Origin of the sequence: Variovorax sp. J22R115 (genome assembly GCF_030317005.1) — a bacterium.
Taxonomy (GTDB): Bacteria; Pseudomonadota; Gammaproteobacteria; order Burkholderiales; family Burkholderiaceae_C; genus Variovorax.
Window position 1 is genome coordinate 75542 of the sequence record NZ_JASZYM010000006.1, and the last position, 20627, is coordinate 96168.

The 20627-nt window shown below is 65.2% G+C and carries 22 protein-coding genes and 2 pseudogenes; 11 read left to right on the top strand and 13 right to left on the bottom strand.

Going from position 1 to position 20627, the window contains the following annotated elements; translation table 11 throughout:
- Positions 1-1038 precede the first annotated feature (1038 nt).
- Complete coding sequence (locus QTI04_RS11995) at positions 1039-2052, bottom strand: LysR family transcriptional regulator (protein ID WP_286615849.1); 1014 nt, start codon at positions 2050-2052, stop codon at positions 1039-1041.
- A gap of 137 nt (positions 2053-2189) precedes the next feature.
- On the opposite strand from QTI04_RS11995, the gene QTI04_RS12000 reads away from it, so the two are divergent.
- The 3 genes from QTI04_RS12000 to QTI04_RS12010 all read left to right on the top strand — a co-directional run bounded on the left by QTI04_RS12000 (position 2190) and on the right by QTI04_RS12010 (position 5110).
- Positions 2190-3179, top strand: a complete 990-nt coding sequence (locus tag QTI04_RS12000; RefSeq protein WP_286615851.1) for a tripartite tricarboxylate transporter substrate binding protein — start codon at positions 2190-2192, stop codon at positions 3177-3179.
- Positions 3179-4204: a methyltransferase gene (locus QTI04_RS12005; RefSeq protein ID WP_286615853.1), complete on the top strand. Its 1026-nt coding sequence runs from the start codon at positions 3179-3181 to the stop codon at positions 4202-4204. The genes QTI04_RS12000 and QTI04_RS12005 overlap by 1 nt, the downstream gene beginning before the upstream one ends.
- Before the next feature lie 390 nt (positions 4205-4594).
- Positions 4595-5110: a hypothetical protein gene (locus QTI04_RS12010; RefSeq protein WP_286615854.1), complete on the top strand. Its 516-nt coding sequence runs from the start codon at positions 4595-4597 to the stop codon at positions 5108-5110.
- Positions 5111-5130: 20 nt separating this feature from the next.
- Here the strand turns inward: QTI04_RS12010 and QTI04_RS12015 are convergent, their stop codons facing one another.
- On the bottom strand, positions 5131-5643 hold the full coding sequence (locus QTI04_RS12015) for an MFS transporter (RefSeq protein ID WP_286615856.1): 513 nt from the start codon (positions 5641-5643) through the stop codon (positions 5131-5133).
- 59 nt (positions 5644-5702) lie between these two features.
- Positions 5703-6313 (bottom strand): annotated as a pseudogene (locus QTI04_RS12020) (FMN-dependent NADH-azoreductase).
- Positions 6314-6436: 123 nt separating this feature from the next.
- On the opposite strand from QTI04_RS12020, the gene QTI04_RS12025 reads away from it, so the two are divergent.
- The 3 genes from QTI04_RS12025 (at position 6437) to QTI04_RS12035 (ending at position 7968) form a co-directional block, all read left to right on the top strand.
- Complete coding sequence (locus QTI04_RS12025; RefSeq protein ID WP_286615857.1) at positions 6437-7057, top strand: GntR family transcriptional regulator; 621 nt, start codon at positions 6437-6439, stop codon at positions 7055-7057.
- Positions 7058-7173: 116 nt separating this feature from the next.
- Complete coding sequence (locus QTI04_RS12030; protein WP_286615859.1) at positions 7174-7629, top strand: carboxymuconolactone decarboxylase family protein; 456 nt, start codon at positions 7174-7176, stop codon at positions 7627-7629.
- Positions 7630-7647: 18 nt separating this feature from the next.
- The gene (locus QTI04_RS12035) at positions 7648-7968 is read left to right on the top strand and encodes a multidrug efflux SMR transporter (RefSeq protein ID WP_286615861.1); all 321 of its coding nucleotides are present in this window, start codon (positions 7648-7650) and stop codon (positions 7966-7968) included.
- Between the two features lie 230 nt (positions 7969-8198).
- Here QTI04_RS12035 and QTI04_RS12040 read toward each other — a convergent pair whose 3' ends face one another.
- From QTI04_RS12040 to QTI04_RS12055, 4 genes and pseudogenes are all read right to left on the bottom strand, one after another.
- Positions 8199-10442 carry a xanthine dehydrogenase family protein molybdopterin-binding subunit gene (locus tag QTI04_RS12040; protein ID WP_286616114.1) on the bottom strand — a complete coding sequence of 748 codons (2244 nt, stop codon included), beginning with the start codon at positions 10440-10442 and terminating at the stop codon, positions 8199-8201.
- A 107-nt stretch (positions 10443-10549) separates the two neighbouring features.
- The gene (locus tag QTI04_RS12045) at positions 10550-11014 is read right to left on the bottom strand and encodes a (2Fe-2S)-binding protein (RefSeq protein ID WP_286615862.1); all 465 of its coding nucleotides are present in this window, start codon (positions 11012-11014) and stop codon (positions 10550-10552) included.
- A 1133-nt stretch (positions 11015-12147) separates the two neighbouring features.
- Entirely contained in the window at positions 12148-12555 is a 408-nt protein-coding gene (locus QTI04_RS12050; RefSeq protein WP_286615864.1) for an MBL fold metallo-hydrolase, read from the bottom strand.
- A gap of 76 nt (positions 12556-12631) precedes the next feature.
- Positions 12632-12847, bottom strand: a pseudogene (locus QTI04_RS12055) (tripartite tricarboxylate transporter substrate-binding protein); the annotation flags it as partial.
- 35 nt (positions 12848-12882) lie between these two features.
- Here QTI04_RS12055 and QTI04_RS12060 point away from each other — a divergent pair.
- Complete coding sequence (locus QTI04_RS12060) at positions 12883-13503, top strand: AMP-binding protein (protein WP_286615865.1); 621 nt, start codon at positions 12883-12885, stop codon at positions 13501-13503.
- A gap of 190 nt (positions 13504-13693) precedes the next feature.
- Here QTI04_RS12060 and QTI04_RS12065 read toward each other — a convergent pair whose 3' ends face one another.
- Both QTI04_RS12065 and QTI04_RS12070 read right to left on the bottom strand, forming a co-directional pair.
- A complete protein-coding gene (locus tag QTI04_RS12065) occupies positions 13694-14452 on the bottom strand; it encodes an SOS response-associated peptidase (RefSeq protein ID WP_286615867.1) in 759 nt (252 codons plus the stop codon).
- Positions 14452-14658, bottom strand: coding sequence for a hypothetical protein (locus QTI04_RS12070; protein WP_286615869.1), 207 nt, complete (start codon positions 14656-14658; stop codon positions 14452-14454). Before QTI04_RS12070 ends, QTI04_RS12065 begins: the two co-directional genes overlap by 1 nt.
- Positions 14659-14729: 71 nt before the next feature.
- Between QTI04_RS12070 and QTI04_RS34200 the strand changes: the two genes are divergently transcribed.
- The 4 genes from QTI04_RS34200 (at position 14730) to QTI04_RS12085 (ending at position 17689) form a co-directional block, all read left to right on the top strand.
- A complete protein-coding gene (locus tag QTI04_RS34200; RefSeq protein ID WP_336621883.1) occupies positions 14730-15149 on the top strand; it encodes a hypothetical protein in 420 nt (139 codons plus the stop codon).
- A 136-nt stretch (positions 15150-15285) separates the two neighbouring features.
- On the top strand, positions 15286-16182 hold the full coding sequence (locus QTI04_RS12075; RefSeq protein ID WP_286615871.1) for a tyrosine-type recombinase/integrase: 897 nt from the start codon (positions 15286-15288) through the stop codon (positions 16180-16182).
- A 269-nt stretch (positions 16183-16451) separates the two neighbouring features.
- On the top strand, positions 16452-17039 hold the full coding sequence (locus QTI04_RS12080; RefSeq protein ID WP_286615873.1) for a sigma-70 family RNA polymerase sigma factor: 588 nt from the start codon (positions 16452-16454) through the stop codon (positions 17037-17039).
- Complete coding sequence (locus QTI04_RS12085; RefSeq protein ID WP_286603195.1) at positions 17036-17689, top strand: ChrR family anti-sigma-E factor; 654 nt, start codon at positions 17036-17038, stop codon at positions 17687-17689. The genes QTI04_RS12080 and QTI04_RS12085 overlap by 4 nt, the downstream gene beginning before the upstream one ends.
- 313 nt (positions 17690-18002) lie before the next feature.
- On the opposite strand, the gene QTI04_RS12090 is transcribed toward QTI04_RS12085, so the two are convergent.
- The 4 genes from QTI04_RS12090 to QTI04_RS12105 form a co-directional block, all read right to left on the bottom strand.
- Positions 18003-18308 carry a hypothetical protein gene (locus QTI04_RS12090; RefSeq protein WP_286603193.1) on the bottom strand — a complete coding sequence of 102 codons (306 nt, stop codon included), beginning with the start codon at positions 18306-18308 and terminating at the stop codon, positions 18003-18005.
- Positions 18295-18549 carry a hypothetical protein gene (locus tag QTI04_RS12095; RefSeq protein ID WP_286603191.1) on the bottom strand — a complete coding sequence of 85 codons (255 nt, stop codon included), beginning with the start codon at positions 18547-18549 and terminating at the stop codon, positions 18295-18297. Before QTI04_RS12095 ends, QTI04_RS12090 begins: the two co-directional genes overlap by 14 nt.
- 105 nt (positions 18550-18654) lie before the next feature.
- Positions 18655-19569: a ParB/RepB/Spo0J family partition protein gene (locus tag QTI04_RS12100; RefSeq protein WP_286615875.1), complete on the bottom strand. Its 915-nt coding sequence runs from the start codon at positions 19567-19569 to the stop codon at positions 18655-18657.
- Positions 19569-20354, bottom strand: coding sequence for a ParA family protein (locus QTI04_RS12105; protein WP_286615876.1), 786 nt, complete (start codon positions 20352-20354; stop codon positions 19569-19571). The genes QTI04_RS12100 and QTI04_RS12105 overlap by 1 nt, the downstream gene beginning before the upstream one ends.
- Positions 20355-20627 lie beyond the last annotated feature (273 nt).

The following is a 20627-nucleotide window of genomic DNA, read 5'->3' on the forward strand; positions in this document are numbered from 1 at the left end:
CGGCTTGATCAGGAAATCCGAGACCCGCGATCAATTGCACGACAGCCATCGCTCGCTCCATGACATAACCCCTGCGCAAGCGCCGGTGCCCTGCGGCCTACACCGTCGCGAGCCAGCATCAGCCATCAACGGCAGACATGCGGCACGACGAGGTTTCGCGGCCAGCAGCATGTTTGCGACCGTGCGACGGCGGCGCTTGAAGGGGCCAGTGCGAACGCCGTCATTGGCAACGTCACCGCCTTATTGAGCTTGTCCGAGGACGTCAAACACGCGCCTGGCTGCCCGCGAAAGAGCAGCAGTGACGCTTGGGCTCGCACACGACCGCAAGCGTCTTCGAGAAGCTCTGCTCCTACAAGTCTACGAAAACCGACCCATCGCTTTGGCGTTTAGTGTTCCACCGGTCGATGTACTGACGCGACCTCTCGGCCAAGGAGGCAATTGCGCTCGCGCCGTCCTTGTGTTTGCCGGTCAAGGCGATTCGGCATTTGTGCTCAGCTCGTCGTTGAAGGTCTGCGTGACCGCTCATGAACCCCTCGGAAGTCGAGCCAGTGAGCTCGACCGATACGTTCCAACCGTCGTACTCAAATCGATGAATAGCTCCGTTGGGCAACATCGCCGAGATCCTCCGAAGTGCTCCCGTCTCCCGCCTTGTCGAAAATCCTATCGCTGGGCGTTTAGCCTGTCATTACTGTATTTATGTGCAGTTTCCGAACCGAGCAGGCATTAGCCCGTCCGCCGGTCCAATGCTCGGACAGCTGCTACGCAGCGCGCCCTTCCCTCTCGCCGGAAGAATTCGCGCGTCAATGCCGGTTCCGGTCGTTCAGAGCCGAGAAGATCCCAGAATCGATGACCGGTCGCAAGGTGAAGCGGCTCCGGCACAACTATTTTCTCGAGGCAGACGGCATGGTGGAGCGGACCCGCCAAGTTGTGTTGGCCGTCGTGTCGGCGGCGGAAACTGCTTGTTGCCCGCCCAGCCCTGGCCCTCGCAACTTTGCCGCTTCTCCAGCCAGAACACTTTGATTCTCCGGATGAGAGATTTCAACCCCCGTTTGCTCGCATTGCCGCCGACGCGCGGGAGCGGCGCCCGATGGCCCAACGCGGCATGGACGTAGCAGGCGAACGAAACTCCCTTTGCTGCTCGATGTCGCGGAAAAGCTGGGTGACAAAATCCATGAACAACCTGACGCGAGCGATGCGCCGCGAGCTTGGCGGATACAGCAGGTTGACCGGCGGTACCTCCACGTCCATCTCCCAGTCGGTGAGGGCCGGAACCAGCATGCCGCTCGCGATTTCGCGGCCTTGCCGCTTGTGCCAGTCGAGCACCCGGACCACACCCGCGCCGGCGATGGCCAGATCGCGCACCATGTCCCGATGGGCGTTGTCGACCGTAAGCCAGCCGCCCGCCGTGATCGACACTTGTTCATCCCCGCGCCGGAACCTCCACAGGTCCATGACCGATCCATGGTTCGAGCGAATGCACATGCAGTTGTGATGCTCCAGCTCATTCGGGTGCCGTGGCATGCCATTCGCCGCCCAATAGGCTGGCGCGGCACACACGACGAAGCCGGTGGCGCCGATCGGCCGTAGCACTAGGTCGCCGACGGCTTGCGGCCAGCCCATCACCAGGAAGACGTCCACGCCGCGAACCTGCTCATCCGTGACCCGCATGAAGTAGCGGATGTCCAGCTGGATCTCCGGGTACATGGCGGCAAATCGCGGCAAGGCAGGCGTCAGGCACTCCTGCGCAATCACCGGCTGCACGCCGACCACGACGGTGCCTCGGGCGCGCGAGGTTGAGGCACTTGCCTGCTCGTCGGCCAGGGCCAGTTGCTCGAGCGCGGGCAGGCAGGCCTCCAGGTAGTTGCCGCCGGAGGCCGTGAGTGCGAGTCCCTGCGAATGCCGTTCGAACAAGGTGACGCCGAGTTCGCGCTCCAAGGCGGCGATCATCTTCGCGACCGCCGCCACACTCACGCCCAGCCCGCGCGAGGCAGCGGAAAAGCTGGAGGTCTCCGCCGCGGCGACGAAGTATTTGAGCGACCGCAGTTTGTCCATGCCGGCTCCCTTAACAATGCTCGACTGCTCGACGCCTCAACCGCTGGTTGAGGCCGCCGGCGCGCGTTGGAGTATTCCCTTCCTGCTTGCTGCCGGTCATATTGAGCGCATCCGTTCGTTGCGACAAGGAGCTCACGATGAACACCGGACGCCGTTCCTTCTCTCTGGCCGCCTTGGCCGCCGCGGGGCTTGGTGCCGCCGGCGCAGCGGTTGCGCAGGCCCAGCCTGCCCCCTGGCCCACGCGGCCCCTGAAGATCGTGGCCGGCGGCGTCGGCAGCGTGACGGACATCCGGGCGCGCTGGCTGGCGGAGCGCCTGGGCAGCGCCTTCGGGCACCCCGTCATCGTCGAGAACAATGCCGCTGCCGGTGGAAACATCGGTGCCGCAGCCGTTGCGCATAGTGCTCCCGATGGCTACACGCTGTTGCTGATCCACCAAGGCACGGCGGCTTTCAATCCCTATCTCTTCGCACGCACGGGCTACGACCCGTTGGCCGACTTCGCGCCGATCACGCGGTGGGGCCATGGTTCCCTGCTGCTGACGGTCGCGCCAGCCGTGCCGGTGAACTCGGTGCGCGAACTCGTGGCGTTGGCCAAGACGAAGCCGGGTGCATTGAATTTTGCTTCGCCGGGCGTCGGCACGCCGCCGCATCTGGCCAGCGAGTTGTTCAAGCGGGCAGCGGGCATCGACGCGGTCCACGTTCCCTACAAGGGTGGCGGAGCCATGATGGCCGCGCTGCTTGCGGGGCAGGTTACATGGGCCATCGAAGGGCTCACGGCGCAGCTGCCGCATGTGCGTACCGGATCACTGCGTGCACTGGGCGTGACAGGCGCAACGCGATCGCCTTCGCTGCCGGAGGTTCCGACGATCGCCGAAGCCGGCGTTGGGGGTTATGAATTCGCCGGCTGGACTGGCATCGCGGCGCCGGCTAACACTCCTAGGCCGGTTGTCGATCGCATTCACACCGAGATCGCGCGCGTCAGTTCTACCGACGAGGCTCGCGCCTGGTTCGCCAGCGGCGGTGCGGAGCCCGGCCTCATGACGCCAGAGGCTTTCGGCGAGTTCATCCGCAGCGAGACCATGCGATGGGGCCAGGTAATCCGGGAAGCCGGCATCAGGATGGAATGATGGACCCCAGCACGGAGCTGCTCGCCTTGATCAACGCCAACTGGACGACGCAGGCCGTCCGCGCGGCCTGTGAACTCGACATTCCTGGCCACTTGGTGCAAGGCAATTGCAGCCTGGATCAACTGGCCGGTGCAACCGGGTGTCACGCGCCGTCGCTGCGCCGGCTGCTGCGCGCGCTGGCCACGCTCGGCTTGTGCGTCGAGACGGACGCGGGGCAGTTTGGCCTAGCGCCCATGGGTCGCCTCCTGTGCGACCACGACCCGCAGTCACTGCGTGCCTGGGCCTTGCTGGTGGGTGGACCGCACTGGGCAAGGTGGGGCGAGTTGCACGAGAGCGTCCGCACGGGACGCAGCTTCAAGCAGCGCCATCTTGGCGAGGAAGGCTTCGGCGACCTCGATACCGACCCGGCCGCCGCCGCGCTGTTTCATCGGGCCATGGTGCAGATGACGCGACGCACGGCGGCCTCCGTCGTGGCGGCGATCCCGACCGGCAAGGCGGAATGCGTGGTCGATGTGGGCGGCGGTCAGGGCGAGCTGCTGGCAACGGTACTGCAAGCCAACCCGTCGGCGTGCGGCATTCTCTTCGATCTGCCAGCCGGCGTCGCCGGGGCGCACGATGCATTCGAGCGATCCGGCCTGGTTGATCGCTGTCGCATCCAGAGCGGTGACTTCTTCCGCGCTGTCCCCGAAGGGGGCGACATCTACCTGCTCAAGAGCGTCCTGCACAACTGGGACGACGAGCGGGCCATCCGCATTCTGGCGAACTGCCGCGACGCCATGCGACCAGGCGGAACGGTCATCGCCGTCGAGCGGACCATGTCGCGCCGGCCTGACGCGTCCACCGCCGACCGGGTCACGGTTCGGTCCGACTTGAACATGCTCGTTGCGCTCACAGGCCGGGAGCGCACGCATGTCGAATTCGATGCGCTCTTTGCGCAGGCCGGCCTCGGCCCAACAACACTGATCGCAACGGGTGGTGATTTTTCGCTCATCGTGGGCGGCGCGCTGGATGCTTCGCGGCAATAGTTCATTGCAGCATCGGCCTGGAGGGCCGCAATGCAGCAGCGGTTGCTGTCCTTGCCTTCAGTAGCGTGAATTCACGGTGTGGGGCCGACTCCGGGCGCTCAATGGCGAAGGACACCTTGGTATCGACTGCCGGTCCCGAGGTATTGCAGTCATAGCCCGAATGCTTGCGCTCTGGCGCCGTGCTTTCAAAGGATCGAACGTCCGATCTGTTAGCCATCGAAGCGGAAGTTCGGGCCCGGAACGCCGGTTCGCGACATTCAGAAGCAGTCGCTCACGCAGAGCAGCGTGGGATCATCCTTTTCATGGACGCGGAGCCCGATCCAGTCCTCAAGACTTCATCTTCTTGCTGACTTCCCCCGATACGAAATGACCCTACGTCGCGTTCTGCTTGTGATCGCCTTCCTGGTCACCACGGGTGCCTGGATTGCCTTCGTCTATTGGATGACGGGGATGGAACGCAAGGAAGCTTCCTACCTGGACATCGACCTGACGGAGGTTCCGACTGGCAGCCCGAAGTTCTACACCTTCCAACGTACACCGCTGGCTCTCGTTCGAACCACCGATGTGATGCTCGATGATCTTCAGGCGCAAACGGTCCACACCTGGAACCAGCGTCCGATCGCGGCCGAGCGTCCATCGTTCTTCGTCTACTCCCTGGTCAACCCGGCCGACGGATGCGAGGTCGAACACGTGCCCAAGGGCGCGGACCGCTATGCCCCGGTGCGCCCGTGGCAAGGCGGCTATCGCGATCCATGCCGCTTTGGCGAATGGGACTACGCTGGCCGCGCGATCAAGCAGTACGCGGACCAGGACGCGCAGCTGCTGCAGATGGCCGACCTGGATGTTCCGGACTTCGAATTCAGGGAACACCATATCCTGCGCATCACTCGTGCTCCGAAGCGATAGTCGAGACTGGTGGTTTGCTGCTACCGCGCAAGCGCCGCAGCCTGGTTCTGCATCTCTCTCCGCAGCTCACGCTCCATTCGCCTTGCCGACATCCATCCCCAGTACTTGTCTGAGAGACCCTGCAGCATCCGGTCGGGCGGCCGCTTTGCGTCTCTTGTTGGCGTGACGCGTGTCGCTACCTTTACGGCCGCGATGGACAACGAAGCGGGCGTCAGGAGGGCGGCGCCGACCGCCTGCAGGATTCGTGCAGCCACCAGCCAGCCCACGTTGCCGGCAGCCCACAGGCAGTCGATGCCGCGAGAAAGAGGGCTGACGCCCAGCAGGAAGATTCTTTTGCGCCCATGGGCGTCTGCAAGTCCGCCAGCGGGTATCAACGCCGCGGCATACTCCACCGTATAGGCATTGAGTACCCACGACATGTCGGCTGCCGACGTTCCGGGAAAGCTCGCACCGATCGCCGCGCATGCGGCAAACAAGATCGTCGAATCCAGTGATACCAGGAACACAGCGATGCTGGCGATCCAGAAGATCATCCACGGCGACCCGTGGCGACCGGCGGCAGGGTCTGCGACCGTGCGAGTGGCCAAGCGGTTCATCGCACGCTCCCCCAACGCCCGGCAGCAAAGTGATCCTGCAGGGCCAGCCTTGCCTGCGCCCTCGCCCCTGCAACCGCGGCCGGGCCGGAGGCGACGCCTTCGACGCAGAAGAACTTCACGTCGCGAAGGCCGATCATGCCCAGGATGGCTTTCAGGTAAGGCGTCAGGAAGTCCGGTTGCCGTGGACTCTCGCCGGAGAATCTGCCGCCCGAGGACACCGCAACGAAGACAGGACGGTCACGCAACAATCCCACCTTTCCGTTCGGACTGACATCGAAGGTGCGTCGCACGCGAGCGACGTGGTCGATCCAGAGGGGACGGTGTAGTTGTGCATGGGCGTTGCGATGACAAGGCAATCGGACTGCTCGAGCTCCTTGATCAGGACTTCTGACCTTGCCGCCGTCCCCGCCTTCGACGCGTCCGCAGACGACTGTTGCGACAGTGCGTAGTCTTCGTCGATGCGCAACAAGGCGTCTTCCCCGAGCAGGCGCTCCACCACTGTTGCGGCCGGCATGCTCGCCAGCAGGTGGTCGATGACTTCTTGGGAGAGCCGGTGGCTCTCGGAGGCGCGGCCACGGGGGCTGCAGCTGACATGCAGGATACGCATCGTCCGGTCCTTCTAGTTGGAAGCACAAGGGAAGGTGATCAGTCTACGAACGGTATGGTCCTGGCCAAAGAGCCATGAAAAGGCATTGCGACTGGGCCATGATTTGTGCGATCCTGACCTGCCATGAACCGCAAAACAACCAAGCTGGGCTTGTCCCTGGACAGGACTGCGGCGCAACCGTACTACCGGCAGATCTACGGGCGCATTCTTGGCGCCATCGCGAGTGGCGTCCTCAAGCCTGGTGACCGCATCCCCTCGGCGAGGGCGCTGACCCAGGAGCTGGGCTTGGCCAGGGGCACCATCGAGGCGGCCTATTCGCTCCTTGCGGAACGGTTCGAGCAGATCAGCCATGCGTTTGCCGGCAGCAGTCCAGGGATCACTCAGTCACTCGTTAGCGACTTCATGGAGGAAGGATATTTCGCACGGCACATCCAGCGGATGCGCAAGCTCTACGCAGAGCGCAGAGAGGCGACAGCCGCGGGCCTCGAAGGCGTGCTGGGGAAGTACTTGCACATTGACCCGCAGCCAGGTGGCATGCACCTGGTGTTGCGACTTCGTGGCAGACGTTCAGACCGAGGGGTGGTGGCTCGCATGCGGGAAGACGGCCTGCATGGGGAGGCACTGACGGACTGGATGGCGGGCGGAAGCAGACCCTCGGCCGTGCTCCTCAACTTCACGAACGTCGAGTCGCAGCGGACCGCCGAGAAGCTTGCCTTGCGCATCCTGGCGCGGCTTCATCCATAGTGACAATCCAGCGCTGTCGTGCAAGGATCATGGCCCAGTACGCAAGGCCATTCTTGGACCTTTCGGCATGGACCAAGACTGCGCATCATCGGATCCTTCAACTGAAAGGATTCTTCATGACTCATCGCATTGACTATTCCAGCGCAGCACCCGAAGGCTACAAGGCATTCGGCGGCGTATACGCAACGCTTCAGAGAAGCAGCCTCCCTAAAGCGCTGATCGACCTCGTGTACCTGCGCGTCTCGCAGATCAACGGCTGTGCCTACTGCATCGACATGCATTCGCGCGACTTGCTCAAGACGGGCCTGGCGGTCGAGAAGCTGGTGCTGGTTCCCGTCTGGCGCGATGCGATCGAGGTGTTCAGCACCCGCGAATGCGCCGCGCTTGCATGGGCCGAAACTGTGACACGTGTCGCCGAGACCGGCGCTCCTGATTCCGAGTACAGGGCTGCAGCGGACGAATTCAGCGACAACGAACTGGCCGTGCTCACCTATGCCATCGGTTTGATGAACGCCTTCAATCGATTTGGGATCGCGTTCCGTTCGACCCCGGCCGCTGCTGCCGCTGCCTGACGAGCGGGCTTGGCAACCATGGCATGGACACTGCTTTGTATTGCGGGGATCCTGGAGATCGCCTTCGCTTTCAGCATGAAGGCATCCCAAGGCTTCACCAAAGTGATGCCTGCGCTCATCACGGTTGGCTCAGGCCTGACGAGCGTCTTTCTTCTTTCACTGTCGATGCGCACGCTACCCATGGGGACCGGCTACGCGGTCTGGACGGGCATCGGCGCGGCTGGCACCGCGATCGTGGGAATGCTGGTGCTGGGCGACTCTGCGGCGCCGATGCGGCTACTGTGCATCGGACTGATCCTGGCGGGCGTCATCGGGCTCAAGCTGGTCACGCCAGAATGATCCGACCGTACACCCATCGACCGCATCAGGGGCTGATCGCAGCCTTTCAAATCTCTCTGTCAAATGGCGCCGGTTGCCGAAAACACAACTTGGCACTTTTCCTCGCGAACGGCCGGTCAACTCTGAAGTTGACCCTCACTCCCACCTCGTCGAGGAAATCCCGCAGCGCGTCGATGACCCCGGCGCCCGCAATTGCACGGGCTCTCCGGTTCCTGTCCATCAACGTCCCGTCAGGACACTTGCGCGAGCTGCGCACGCAGCGGCAATTGGCGGATGCGCTTGCCGGTCGCTGCAGCGATCGCGTTCATCAGCGCCGGCGCCACCACCGGCACGCCGGGTTCTCCGACACCGCCCAGCGGTACGTCGTACGCCGACGGCATGATGTGCACGACGATCTTCTTCGGTGCCAGGTTCATGCGCACGACTTCGAACTGGTGGAAGTTGTCCTGTTCCGCGCGGCCATTCTTGAAAGTGATCTCGCTGACAACCGCCTGACTGAGGCCCATCACGCAGGCGCCCTCCATCTGCGAGCGGACGCGATCGGGATTCACCGTCGGCCCGCAATCCACGGCGATGTCGACGCGCGGAATCACAAGGTTGCCCGTCGGGTCGACGCTCACTTCGATGACTGCGGCGACATAGGTCACGAAGCTGTAGTGCGCCGCGAGCCCCAAGCCCTGGCCGCTGCCCATCTTGCGTCCCCATTGGGCTTCCTGTGTGACGCGTTCGACGACCTTGCGCAGCCGACCGACGTTGATGGGATAGCGCTCGGGCGATTCGCCATGGTTCCAGCCGTCGCTGATCTTGCTCGGGTCGATCAGGCGATCGGGCCCCAGCAGTTCGATCAGGAAGTCGCGATGATCCCGTCCCTGCGCCTGTGCGATCTCGGCGATGAACGACTGCGCTGCGAACGCATGCTGGATGTTGTTGACCGAGCGCAGCCAGCCGATGCGCGCATGGGCGGTCGCTTCCGGGTTCTCGATTCGCACGTTCGGGATCGCATACGGCATCCCAGCCAGGCCCAGCCCCAGCTCGAACGGCGCCAGCGTCTTCGGGTCCGGGGCAAAGATCGAAAGGATCGTCGGCTCGGCGGTACGGTGCAGCCAGGCGGTCACCTTGCCGTTGGCGTCGAGGCCCGCTTCCAGATGCTGTGCGCAAACCGTGTGGAAGTAATCGTGGTGCAAGTCGTCTTCGCGCGTCCAGGTCAGCTTGACGGGCTGGCCCCCCATCTCCTTCGATACCAGCGCCGCCTCGACGACGAAGTCTTGCTTCGACTTGCGCCCGAAGCCGCCGCCGAGCAGCGTCACATTGACCGTGACCTTGTCCGCCGCCAGGTCAAGACGCTTTGCCACGCGGTCGTGCGCCGCCTGGGGCGACTGCGTGCAGGCCCAAATCTCGCAAGCGCCGTTGACGATGCGCGCGGTCGCGGCCGGGCACTCCATCGACGCGTGCGCGAAGTGCGGCACGTAGTAGTTGGCCTCGATCCGCTTCGCGGCCTTTGACAGGGCGCCATAGGTGTCGCCTTCGTTGCGAACTTCCTTGCCGCCGGGCTTCAGCACGGCCGCTTCGAGTTCACTTCGGAAGGCGGGTGAGTTGTAGCTCGCGTGCGCGCCGTCGTCCCAGTCGATCTTCAGGAGACTTCGCCCCTTGATCGCGGCCCAGGTGTCCTTGCCGACCACCACGACGCCACCGATCGGCTCGAATTCGGAAGGCGGTGGCGTCCCGTCCATCGCGAAGACCTTGACCACGCCGGGTACCTTCAATGCCTCGGCGGCGTCGAAGCTCTTGAGCTTGCCGCCAAGCACCGGTGGACGTGCAATCACCGCGTACAGCATGCCCGGCAGGCGGGTGTCGATGCCGTACCACGTCTTGCCGGTCGCGATCGCCTGGCCATCGGTCAGGAAGGTGTCTTCCACGCCGATGTATCGGAACTGGCTCGGCTCCTTCAGCTTGACCTTGCCCGGCGGCGGGACTTCGAGCTTGGCAGCGTCGAGCGCGAGGGCGCCGTAGCCCAGCTTGCGGCCGCTGGGGGTGTGCACGACCTCGTGGTTCCTGGCTTGCACCGAGTCGAGCGGCACCTTCCACCGCGCGGCGGCCGCCTGTTCGAGCATCACGCGGGCACTGGCGCCGCAGCGGCGCATCGGATCGAACCAATGGCGTGTGCTGCGAGACCCGTCGGTGTCCTGGTTTCCGTATTTGGCTTCGTTGCCTTGCGCCTGCACCGCGCGCACGCGCTTCCAATCGGCCTCGAGTTCGTCGGCGACGATCTTGGGAATGCTGGTGCGCACGCCCTGGCCCATTTCGGAGCGGTTGACGATGATGCTGACGATGCCATCGGGAGCGATCGACACGAAGATCTTCGGGCTGTCGCGCAGGCCTTGCGGCATGCCCTCGCCGCCGTACTTCTTGGGTTCGTCGGCTGCGGTGCCGATCGCCGGGATGCCCACATAAAGCACCAGGCCTGTCAACTGCATGGCCTGCAGGAAGCGGCGGCGGCTGGTACCGACCGGGGTGTCGGTTGCGCTCACCGACGCGCCCGGTGTGACGCATTCGGAAAGGGATTGCATGTTTCGGCTCGTGTTCATGATGCCTCTCCCATGCCGGCAGCGGTCTTGATGGCCGTGCGAATGCGTGTATAGGTGCCACAGCGGCAGATGTTGCCGCTCATCGCCTGTTCGATGTCGGCGTCGCTTGGTTTGGGGTTCTTTTGCAGGAGCGCAGTGGCGCTCATGATCTGGCCGGACTGACAGTAGCCGCACTGGGCCACGCCGATCTGCATCCACGCGGCCTGGATCGCCTTGCCGGACTTGCTGGCACCAATGCCTTCGATGGTCGTGACTTTCTTGCCCGCCGCGGCCGACAGCGGCGTCTGGCACGAGCGCACAGGCGCGCCTTCGAGGTGTACGGTACATGCGCCGCAGAGGGCCATGCCGCAGCCGAACTTGGTGCCGGTGAGGCCAACATGGTCGCGCAAGACCCATAGCAACGGCGTGTCATCCGGCGCGGCGACGGTGGTCGCCTTGCCATTGATAGTCAACGTGGTCATTTGTGAAGTCCTTCCATCGCGGGTGGAAATCGGAAGCCCTGGGCCGGCTTCTTGCCAAACACAGCCTCGAAGACATCGTGATTCTGAAACGTGCGAGCGCGAGCCGCCAGGTCAGCACGCGCCGGATCGACGTTCCCGGAGTCAGGGTGCCATGGGTGCCGGAAGGGATTGTGCTGCTCGGCACCAGCGAGCACAACTGTCCGACAGGCGCGTGCGCAACACGACGCTTCGCCGGCCCTTCAATGCTTCGATCGCTTCCCGTAGGGCGTCGACCTGGCCCCCGAGCCCACTGTGGAGGCATTGGAAGCGAATCTGCATCTCGCCTCCGCACGCCATCCTCCGGCCGCGGCGGTGGCATCGTCGACCTCGACGCCAACCGTCCAGTCGTCACCGATGGCGAGGGCTTCCATGGTCGCCGACGCGACCTGCGAGTCGACGCCGGGACCAAGGATTGGGGGGCGGCTGCGCTGGTTACGACGTTGCAAGCCGCGGTGTCGCATTGATACCAGAAAGACTGCGCTGGGAGAGGCGCAACTGGATTCCAATCTGCGGTGGTCGTGCTCTTGCACATGCTCAAGATCGAGACCCGGCGCTCATCGAGGTCGCAGGGCGGGTGCCCCGAGCAGCCGAAGGGCCGCTGCCTCTTGGAACGTGCGACGTCGTTTTGGACAAGGCTTCCTTCTGAAGAGTGCCCCCTCTCCAACGGCCGCTTCCGCCAGCATCGCGGACATTCATGCAGGTGTGCTGTGAGCCCGCAGTGGGCTCACAGCGGTTGTCCCTGGTTCAGCCCTCAAGGGCTGCAATGCGAGTTGTAGCGGCCGTCGGGAGGCGAAACGCACCGCAACCTCGGCGCTAGGTTCGTGCCGACGAGCAGGGGCAGGAAATAGACAGCAGCTACGCCGAGCGCCGGTGCGCAACTCCCGTCTCATGATCTTTCTGAGACGATGTCTCTGAAGCCGTGCGGTCTATTGCAATTCAGCCCACCAATAGCCAGTGCCTGCGGCCTTGATGCGTCCGGCGAAAGGTGTCAAGAAATGCGCAGGTAGAAGCATCGCGCCACGCTCCTCGCATTCGGCCAACACCCGTTCGCGGGTGCTCGCGGATTCGACTTGGTACTTGCAGCCGAAGCAACTTCATCCCGGGTTCTTCAACTGCACCGGGTGGTGGATGATGTCTCCGGTGAAAACCCCCGCTTGGCCACGCGAACTCAGCCACAGGGCAACGTGGCCGGCCGTGTGTCCCGGCGCGGGCGTCACCAGCAGGCAGTCGGCGATCTCGGCGTAGTCGTCGACCACCAGGGCCTGCCCGGCCTCCACCACCGCCAGCACGCTGTCGCGATAGCCGGCCATATGGCGGGTGTTGCCATCGGTGGCGAACTGGGCTTGCCAGACGTCGTATTCTTTGCGCCCGAAGACATACTTGGCATTCGGGAAGGTCGGCACCCACCGCCAATCTACTAGCTGTGTGTTCCAGCCCACATGGTCTGCGTGCAGGTGGGTGCACAACACAAAGTCGATTACATCTGAGTATCGAGGTTGCACCAGTGGGGCCGGCCAGGGCGATCCTTGTCGTTTCCGATGCAGGTGTCGATGAGGATTTTGGCGGCGCGATGTCCTGGCGGATCTTGTCGCTGACCGCCAGCGGCAAGCCCTTGGGGGTGGCGATCGCGTTCCAGCCGCTGACTTCGTAGTCCTTGGGGCCGCCGGCCTCGGCCACGGTCGGCACGTCGGGATAGGCGACCAGGCGCTGAGGCGCACCCACGGCCAGGAAGCGAACCTTGCCGGCCTTGTACATCGGCCCGGTCGTGCCGGCCGTGCCCAGCGTGACCGGCAATTCGCTGGTGGCGACCGCGGTATAGAGCTGCGAAGATGGGCGGCATCCTGACCGGCACCGTGATCCATCCGCTCAAGCCCTGTGCCTTTGCGGGTGCCGTGCCGGGCACCGGCGCCGACGTGGTCGACGCCAGCAGTGGCGCCTCCGTTGGCGTGGGGGTCACCGGCGAACTGGTGATGCGCACGCCGACCATCGGCCTCACGCGCGGGCTGTGGCACGACCGCGAGCGCTACCTGGAAAGCTACTGGTCGCGCCTGCCGGGCCTGTGGGTGCACGGCGACTTCGCAAGTCGCGACGCCGATGGCATGTGGTACGTGCACGGGCGTTCGGACGACACGCTCAAGATCGCCGGTAAACGCACCGGGCCCGCTGAAATCGAGGCGCTGCTGATGGGCACGGGCCTGCTGGAGGACGCGGTCACCATCGGTGTTCCCGACCCCATCAAGGGCACGGCCGTGGTCTGCCTGTGCGTCGCACGGCCTGATACGGACCGCGAGCAGGCGGTCAAGGTCCTGTCGACCGCGGTGACTGCGGGCCTGGGCGGTGCCTTCAAGCCAGCCGAGGTGGTGTTCGTTCCCGACCTGCCGCGCACCCGCAACATGGAGCTCATGCGGCGTGTCGTTCGGCCTGGCTCGGCGAGGACGCGGGGGATCTGAGCACCCTGGTCAACTCCGAAGCCGTGCAGGCGATCCGCGCTGCGCGGCGTTGACGGTCATCGGCTGTTCGTTGCCGTTCAATCTTTGCGCGTGAATGACAGAAACCAGTCGTTGAGCGGATGAACTGGTCGGGCGCGTCGGGCTTCAGGAGCGAGACGCGGTGGCCAAGGCGTCCGGGGCAACGCAACAATCAGAAAAGCGAAGGCTCTTCCGGCGGCGCCTTCTTCGCCCGGGCAGGTTTCGGCTTGGGCTCCTTCGGCGGCAGCGGCTCGGCCACCATGCCCAGGCGCTCGGCCGGAAACTGCCGCATGAACTCCATCGAGCGCTCGGGCGGTGCATCGAGCCACTCGCCGTACTGCGCCTCGGGCAGGATCACGACCATGCGCTTGTCCTGCATCTCCGGCGGGCGCTTCAAGTCGGGCCGGTGCATGAGCCTGAAGAGCGGATGCGTGTCGGCGTTGATCGTGAGCATCGCAAAGCTCAACTCCCACTCGGCGGTGGCCGGGTTCCTCCAGGGCGACCAGAGGCCAGCCACGCCGAGCGTCTCGTCGTTGGCGGCCGTGAAGCGTGTCGGCACGAACTCGCCGCTGCGCCAGTCCGGCTCGTAGATCGCCTCGCACGGCACGATGCAGTGCCGCGGCCTGGCCCAGGCGTTCTTGAAGCTCGCGAGTTCGCGGACAGTCTCGGTGCGCGCGTTGTACGTGTTGACGCCGTAGCGGACCTCCTTGGCGAAACCGGGCAACAGACCGAAATGCCCCTCGACGAGTTCGAAGTCCGGCACCGCCTCGTCCCCCGACTCGCGCTCGGGCGGCCGGCGAATGAACGGCGCCATCTGCGTCGGGTAGATGTGCAGCCCTCCTGGCGGCGGCTCCCACTCGGGCGGCAGCCGGATGCCGAAGTGTTTCTCGATCTGCCTGCGGCGCTTTTCCGCTTGATAGTGGCTGCACATCAGCGCATTGTGCGGGGCCTCGGTTCATGCGCCACCGGGGCCAGCCATTCGACAGCCGCCGACACGGGCGACATGGCGCGCAGGCGTTCGTCGTCCCAGAGGTCGGCCGCGATCTCGTCGAGCTGCTCTGGATCCACCGTGCGCCAGCGCCGGTGCAGCTCGTGTGCACACGCAGCGATCCAGATCTCGGCGGCGACAGGGTCCATGTAAAGTACTGTACGTACAACCAGTGTTGTTGTCGAGACCTACCGCGTTAAATACTGTACTGTTATCCAGTATGCTCGACACCCCGCCGCTCCACGCGAAATGCTATCCCGCTCCAACCACAGCTTCCTGGTCGGTCGGTGCCGCCGAGCTCTTCGCCGCGTTCGCGCTCACCGACGAATGCTGCGTCTCCGGTGCCCGCATTCGCACGCGCCATCCGGCAGCTCGGGTACATGCCAGGGCCAGGGGCGCCGCCCGCTCGGCGATCTGCATATGCCTCTACGTGACCGAGGTCGATCCCGAGCGCATGAGCGTGCCGTTCGAGTGCTTCCTCAGAGTCGAGCGCAAGGAGCCCCAGGCAGCGACTTCGAGCAGCGGCAGGAGGAAGTCATGCTGGACACCCGCGTCAATTACACTAACGGCATCCACATCGCCACTCCTTAGCCCTACTAAAAACTCCTCCAAGACACGAAACACCACCCCGTGCCGTTAGTGTATTTATGACGTCACTTCCCCTCTTCGAAGATGCCCCCCGCGAAAGCCATCGCCTGGCCTTCGAGCGCTAGCTGCATGACCAGCAGGCGCAGGGCTCGCTGCGGCTGGCGTCCTCGGTCGAGGTCTATCGGGACATGTGGGGGGCCTTTGCTGCCTGGTGCCTCGGCCAGTCGCCCGCCGTCACGCTGGAGGCGCTCGACGCGCGCGATCTCCAGGCCTTCCAGTCCGAGCGCTATGGCATGAAGAGTTCGGACCTGTCGCTGTCACCGCGCCACGCCTTGCGTCTGCTGCGGCTCATCGATCGTGTCCTGCGCCACCACGCGGCCGTCACGGACACGCCCGTCAACACGGTCGCGGCCGATTGGATCGCCGCGAATCCCGAGATCCGCTACGCAGAAGCCGCAGCCTCGGATCCGTTGCCGGAATTCCTGTCGGTGTCCGAGACCAAGCAGCTGATCATCTTTCTGTCGCACGCACGGCCACGGCCGCACCTGTCGGAAGAAAGGCGGGCCGCGCAGGCGTCGTTCAGCTGGCAGGAGGTCCGAAACCGCGCGGCCGTCGCACTGCAGTTGGGCGCCGGGCTGACCCCGGGCGACGTGCGCGTGCTGACGCTCGATGGACCGACCTCGCAGGGCGGACGCGTGCGCGAGCGGCCTTGGAAGGTGGCGGTTCCGGGCAACGGCACCTCGCCGGCGCGCGAAGCGCCGATCGCGCCGTGGGCCGGAGATCTGCTGCAGCATTGGCTGCGGGTGCGCGCCGACGCGCGCATCGAGGGCCACTTTCTCTTTCCCTCCACCCGCAGCGGCAAGGCCTGGAGCAAGGAGTCCCACTACAAGGCAGCCAAGCAGGTGCTCGACGAGGCGGGGCTCGATGCCGCCGACGGCGGGTCGTTTCGCTTGCGGCACACGTTCGCGCTGCGTCAGCTCCGACGCGGAGCTGACAGCGAGCAGGTCGCGCGCTGGCTCGGTGTCGAGCCCGAGGCCATGGCCAGGTACCACCGGGTCGTGGCCGCCCCGCAGGACGTCATCTAGACAACCGCCTCCGCAACCGGCGTCGCGCGACGGAGCTCGACGATCACGCCTTTCGGGCCGCGCGGCAAGGCTCGGGGTCCGATCGTCGGGCTGCCGGGTGTCGCTGCCACCTCTGGCCAGCCCAGGCCCCGGACGGATTCATTCGTCTGCACGTCGTGCTGTGATCTAATTTCCCGCGCGGACCGTACCAGCTGCATATGGAACCTGCTCCACAGCCATCGATGTCGGCGTCGCAGATCGCAGCGCAACGCTCCTCACGGCTGTCGATCGTGACTACCCATTCCCATCGGAAGGCCATGCCGACCAGCGAAGAATTGAACGGCCTGGCGCGGGCCGTGGCTGTCGAATCCGACCGGCAGGCTTTCGCCGTGCTCTTCAAGCACTTCGCCCCGCGCGTCAAGACCTATCTGATCCTCGGCGGCACGGGCGACGCCCTGGCCGAGGAGATCACCCAGGAGACGATGGTCAACGTGTGGCGCAGGGCGTCCACCTTCGATCCGGACCGCGCCAGCGTATCCACCTGGATCTTCACCATCGCCCGCAACCTGCGCGTGGACTACTTTCGGCGGCAGGACGCCCGGCTGGTCTACGGGGCCGAGGAGGAGGCCGAAGCCCAGGCGGACACCCAGCCCGCGCTCGACGAACATGTGCTCGCACGGGAGCGCGAATCGCGGGTTCGCGTGGCCATGGCCCGCTTGCCCGATGAACAGGCGCTGGTGCTGCGCCTTTCCTTTTTTGAAGAACGGCCTCATGCACGCATCGCCGCGGAACTCGGAATACCGCTCGGCACCGTCAAGTCGCGCGTTCGACTCGCCGTGAACCAACTGCGCCGGCTGCTCAACGGCATCGAATCATGACCCAACATCATCCAGCGGACGATCTGCTGCTTGGCCTGGCGGCCGGCAACCTGACGAGCGGCGTGGCCGTCCTCACGGCCAGCCACGTCGAAACATGCGCGCATTGCCGCGATCGCCTCCAGGTGCTGGAGGCCGCGGGCGGCGCGCTGCTCGAAAACCTGGCGCCCGAAACGCTGTCGCCCGACGCGCTGGCCCGCACGATGGCGGCCATCGACGCGCCGCAACGCGCGCCGGCCGCGACGCAGACCGAGGGTCGCCTTCCTCGGCCACCGGAAGGCATGCAGTGGCCTCGGGCGCTGAGCGACTGCGTGGCGACCCCTTGGCGCTGGCTCGGCCCCGGTATGCGCTGGAGCCGCGTGACGCTGCCGGCAGACCCGGCTGCCAAGCTCTTCCTGCTGCGCATCGGCGCCGGCCGGAAGCTGGCGATGCACACCCACGCCGGCATGGAGTTGACGCAAGTGCTGTACGGCCGCTTCCACGATGGCCGCGACCACTTCGCGGCCGGAGACTTCGACGAGACCGACGACACGGTGCACCACCAGCCCGAAGTACCGGCGTCTGGCGAATGCATTTGCCTGGCCTATGTCGGCGGCAAGGTGGTGTTTCAGGGCGTCCTCGCACGCACGCTCGGCGCGATCATGGGCATGTAGGAACGCCCATCGCTAGCTGAAATGCTTTGGGCGCTCGGTGCAAGCGGTCGACAAGCTGTTCGAGGGGTCCGCCAGCAAGGCCACCGGGCACCCGTCCCTGCCTTGCTCATCGTGAGGGGCGGCGGTACCCACTGAGGTATCGGATGGCACGTGGGCGGTGGTCGAGTTCATCACGCAGCCGGACCGCATTGAAGTAGGCGTCAGCCCCATCGGGATCGAGCTGCAGCCGCTTGTCATCGCTGTCGAGCGCTTCGGGGAAGCGGTTCAGGTCCTCGCCAGAACTCTGACCGGTGCGTCGCCGCAGCAGCCCGCGTCACTGCTCAGAGCGAAGCCGCGCACGCTTCTGCCTCTCGAACCGCGCTTTGGCTGCGCGCACCAGGTCCGCGGGACCGCTCAAGGTGACTTCCGACCATCCGTCGGGAAGGCCATAGCTCTGGACGGCTTCCTGCACCATGCGACGAATCGCATAGATGCGCTGGTGAATCACACCGTACTCCGTGGACAGCATCTTGGCCGAATCGTTGCCGAGGAACAATCGCCGCGCGATCTCGAGCGTGCGCGGATCGAATCGGCGCTCCCGCGCCACACGCTCCAGCAGCGCTTCGTCAACGACAGTCATGGTCGGGGGGCAAGGTCATGAAAAGGCTCATCAGGCCCAAGAATAGCCAATAGAGCATCAGGGTGCCGACCGAGAAGCCGAGCATGCCCCAGCGCGGGAAGCGCGGATCGCCGATCAGGAAGCCGAAGATCAGCGTCACCAGAAAGCTCAAATACGCGATCGGCACCAAGGTCGCGCGCAGCACGGGCTCGATCAGCACGAGCAGCGCGCAGCAGGTGATGCGAAGCAGCTGCAGCGCCACGAAGCACACGCCAAGCAGAAGCCTCAGCGCAAGCGGCCGAGCCAGGCGCCGAGACCTTCTCGCAGCGCGTGCCGCCCGGCTATCGATCATGGAGCGACTCATGGGCTACTCCTCGGTGGCCCAGCACAGGGGCCTCAGTTCGACCAGCCGCACCAGGGTGCGGCTGCCATCCCCGAAGTGCACCTCGCCGACGTCCCTGTCGTGCGCCTTCAGGCGCAACGAGCCGCGCCGTCCGCTGTGCTCGACCACGAGCACCGTGCGCCCCGCGCTGACAACGCCGCCGGCACGGTTCGGGACCGTGGCCGGCGAACGGTCCGCAGCGGCCGGCTGCGGGCGCGCGACTTCGAGCAGCGCGTCCACGTCGGCGCGACGGATCGGACCCGCCTGGGCCAGCACCGCAGCGACCTGCTCCGGACGCTCCTTGAGGGCGCCGGCCAGCCGGTACAACACGCGCAGGTCGGCGCCCAGTCGACCTTCCTCGAAGGCTTGCCGCACCGCGGCCGGGGCGTCGATCAACGCTGCGATCTCGGTGACGAAGGAACGCGGCTTGCCCAGGCGACGGGCGATCTCCGCCCTGGGGTGCCCTTCGTGCTCGCGCTCGGCAATGAAGCGCGCCACGTCGAACGGAGACATGTCTTCGCGGTGCAGGTTCTCCACGGCCTGTGCATAGGGATCGATGCGCTCATCGAGGAACGCGGGGATCCTCACCAGTCCCGCCATCCGACTCGCACGCAGGCGCCGCTCACCGCGGTTGACGACATAGCCGCCCGCGATGTCCGCGTGGGGGCGCACCGAGATCGGCTCGAGCACACCATGCAGGCGGATCGACTCGGCCAGTTCCGCAAGGCTGGCCTCGCTGAGCGTGCGCCGCGGCTGGCGCCGGTCGAGGTCGATCCGCGTGAGCTCGATCTGGAGCAACCCGATGGGCGAAGACGTGGAAGCCACGTCGATCTCCGCCAGCAATGCACTGGCCTTGAACTGCGCGAGGGCGCTGAGGTCGAGCGCTTCGATGCCGTCCATCACGGACCCTCCTGCACGGCGTTCGCGCGCTCCACGCCGTCGATGCGCTGCATCAACAGGTCGAGCGCCACGGCGACCTCGGCCGCTGCGTCGCGCGCCGAGCTCTTTGCCAGGCGCCAGAGCGGCACGCCTGCGGCCAGTGCCTCGGGGATCGCCGAGCGGGTGGAGATCTTGGCTGGGATCACGAACTCGCTGTAATGGGCGACGAGATCGTGCAGCGCGGCCTTCTGGCGCACGGAATGCGGGTTGTAGCGATTGGCGAGCAGCCCGGCCAGCCGCAATCCGGCGTTGTAGCGCCGGCGGATACCGAAGATGGTCTTGAGCATGTCGGTGACGCCGTCGATGCTGTATTCCTCGAGCTCGATCGGGCAGGCCACATGCGTCGCCGCGATCAGCGCGGCGCTCATGCGCAGCCCCAGCGAGGGCGGTGTGTCGATCACGAGGAAGTCGAAGGACTCCGCGAGCGTCGTGACCTGCCGGCGAAAGACGGGCAGGATGAGCTCGGGCCTTGCCAGTTCCAGATCGGCCAGCCGCTTGGTTCCTGCGAAGAGCGTGAGGCATGGCGTGGCCGACGCGAAGGCCGCAGTCGCTTGCGGCTCGAAGAACTCGACGGCCTCGCGCCCGCTGGCGAAACGGGCGAGCGATTTCGAAGCGTTGGCCTGCGTATCGAGGTCGATGACGCCGACCCGCAGTCGGTGCCGCTCAGCGAGCCACTCGGCAAGCAGCACACTCAGCGTCGACTTGCCGACGCCACCTTTTTGATTCGTCAGGACCACGACACGCATTTCCGGCTCCTCGTGCAAGCCTCTTGAGAACCTTCGGCCGACAGCCGCGAAACCTTCTGTTGCCCCTCTTGCGGCGGTGCAGCAGGCGGTGCATTGAGGCCCGCCGTTCGACGCCCTACGATGGGATGGCCCGACATCGCCGCGCGTTCGCATCGATTGGCACCGAACTGACGCATGCCTCTCCGACAGCGTAGCTCCGAAAACTTTCCATGTCCATACATGCTATAGCTAGCTATAGCAATAAAAATAACGCAATCTGTCTTGACCGTGTAT

Excerpts from the sequence above, each read along its gene's own strand:
- QTI04_RS12085 (WP_286603195.1), top strand. The coding sequence starts at position 17,036 with ATGACCCAACATCATCCAGCGGACGATCTGCTGCTTGGCCTGGCGGCC.
- QTI04_RS12065 (WP_286615867.1), bottom strand. The coding sequence starts at position 14,452 with ATGTGCAGCCACTATCAAGCGGAAAAGCGCCGCAGGCAGATCGAGAAA.
- QTI04_RS12025 (WP_286615857.1), top strand. The coding sequence starts at position 6,437 with ATGAACCGCAAAACAACCAAGCTGGGCTTGTCCCTGGACAGGACTGCG.
- QTI04_RS12000 (WP_286615851.1), top strand. The coding sequence starts at position 2,190 with ATGAACACCGGACGCCGTTCCTTCTCTCTGGCCGCCTTGGCCGCCGCG.
- QTI04_RS12015 (WP_286615856.1), bottom strand. The coding sequence starts at position 5,643 with ATGATCTTCTGGATCGCCAGCATCGCTGTGTTCCTGGTATCACTGGAT.
- QTI04_RS12090 (WP_286603193.1), bottom strand. The coding sequence starts at position 18,308 with ATGACTGTCGTTGACGAAGCGCTGCTGGAGCGTGTGGCGCGGGAGCGC.
- QTI04_RS12040 (WP_286616114.1), bottom strand. The coding sequence starts at position 10,442 with ATGCAGTTGACAGGCCTGGTGCTTTATGTGGGCATCCCGGCGATCGGC.
- QTI04_RS11995 (WP_286615849.1), bottom strand. The coding sequence starts at position 2,052 with ATGGACAAACTGCGGTCGCTCAAATACTTCGTCGCCGCGGCGGAGACC.
- QTI04_RS12005 (WP_286615853.1), top strand. The coding sequence starts at position 3,179 with ATGGACCCCAGCACGGAGCTGCTCGCCTTGATCAACGCCAACTGGACG.
- QTI04_RS12070 (WP_286615869.1), bottom strand. The coding sequence starts at position 14,658 with ATGGACCCTGTCGCCGCCGAGATCTGGATCGCTGCGTGTGCACACGAG.
- QTI04_RS12105 (WP_286615876.1), bottom strand. The coding sequence starts at position 20,354 with ATGCGTGTCGTGGTCCTGACGAATCAAAAAGGTGGCGTCGGCAAGTCG.
- QTI04_RS12100 (WP_286615875.1), bottom strand. The coding sequence starts at position 19,569 with ATGGACGGCATCGAAGCGCTCGACCTCAGCGCCCTCGCGCAGTTCAAG.
- QTI04_RS12045 (WP_286615862.1), bottom strand. The coding sequence starts at position 11,014 with ATGACCACGTTGACTATCAATGGCAAGGCGACCACCGTCGCCGCGCCG.
- QTI04_RS12035 (WP_286615861.1), top strand. The coding sequence starts at position 7,648 with ATGGCATGGACACTGCTTTGTATTGCGGGGATCCTGGAGATCGCCTTC.
- QTI04_RS12075 (WP_286615871.1), top strand. The coding sequence starts at position 15,286 with ATGTGGGGGGCCTTTGCTGCCTGGTGCCTCGGCCAGTCGCCCGCCGTC.
- QTI04_RS34200 (WP_336621883.1), top strand. The coding sequence starts at position 14,730 with ATGCTCGACACCCCGCCGCTCCACGCGAAATGCTATCCCGCTCCAACC.
- QTI04_RS12030 (WP_286615859.1), top strand. The coding sequence starts at position 7,174 with ATGACTCATCGCATTGACTATTCCAGCGCAGCACCCGAAGGCTACAAG.
- QTI04_RS12060 (WP_286615865.1), top strand. The coding sequence starts at position 12,883 with ATGGGCGGCATCCTGACCGGCACCGTGATCCATCCGCTCAAGCCCTGT.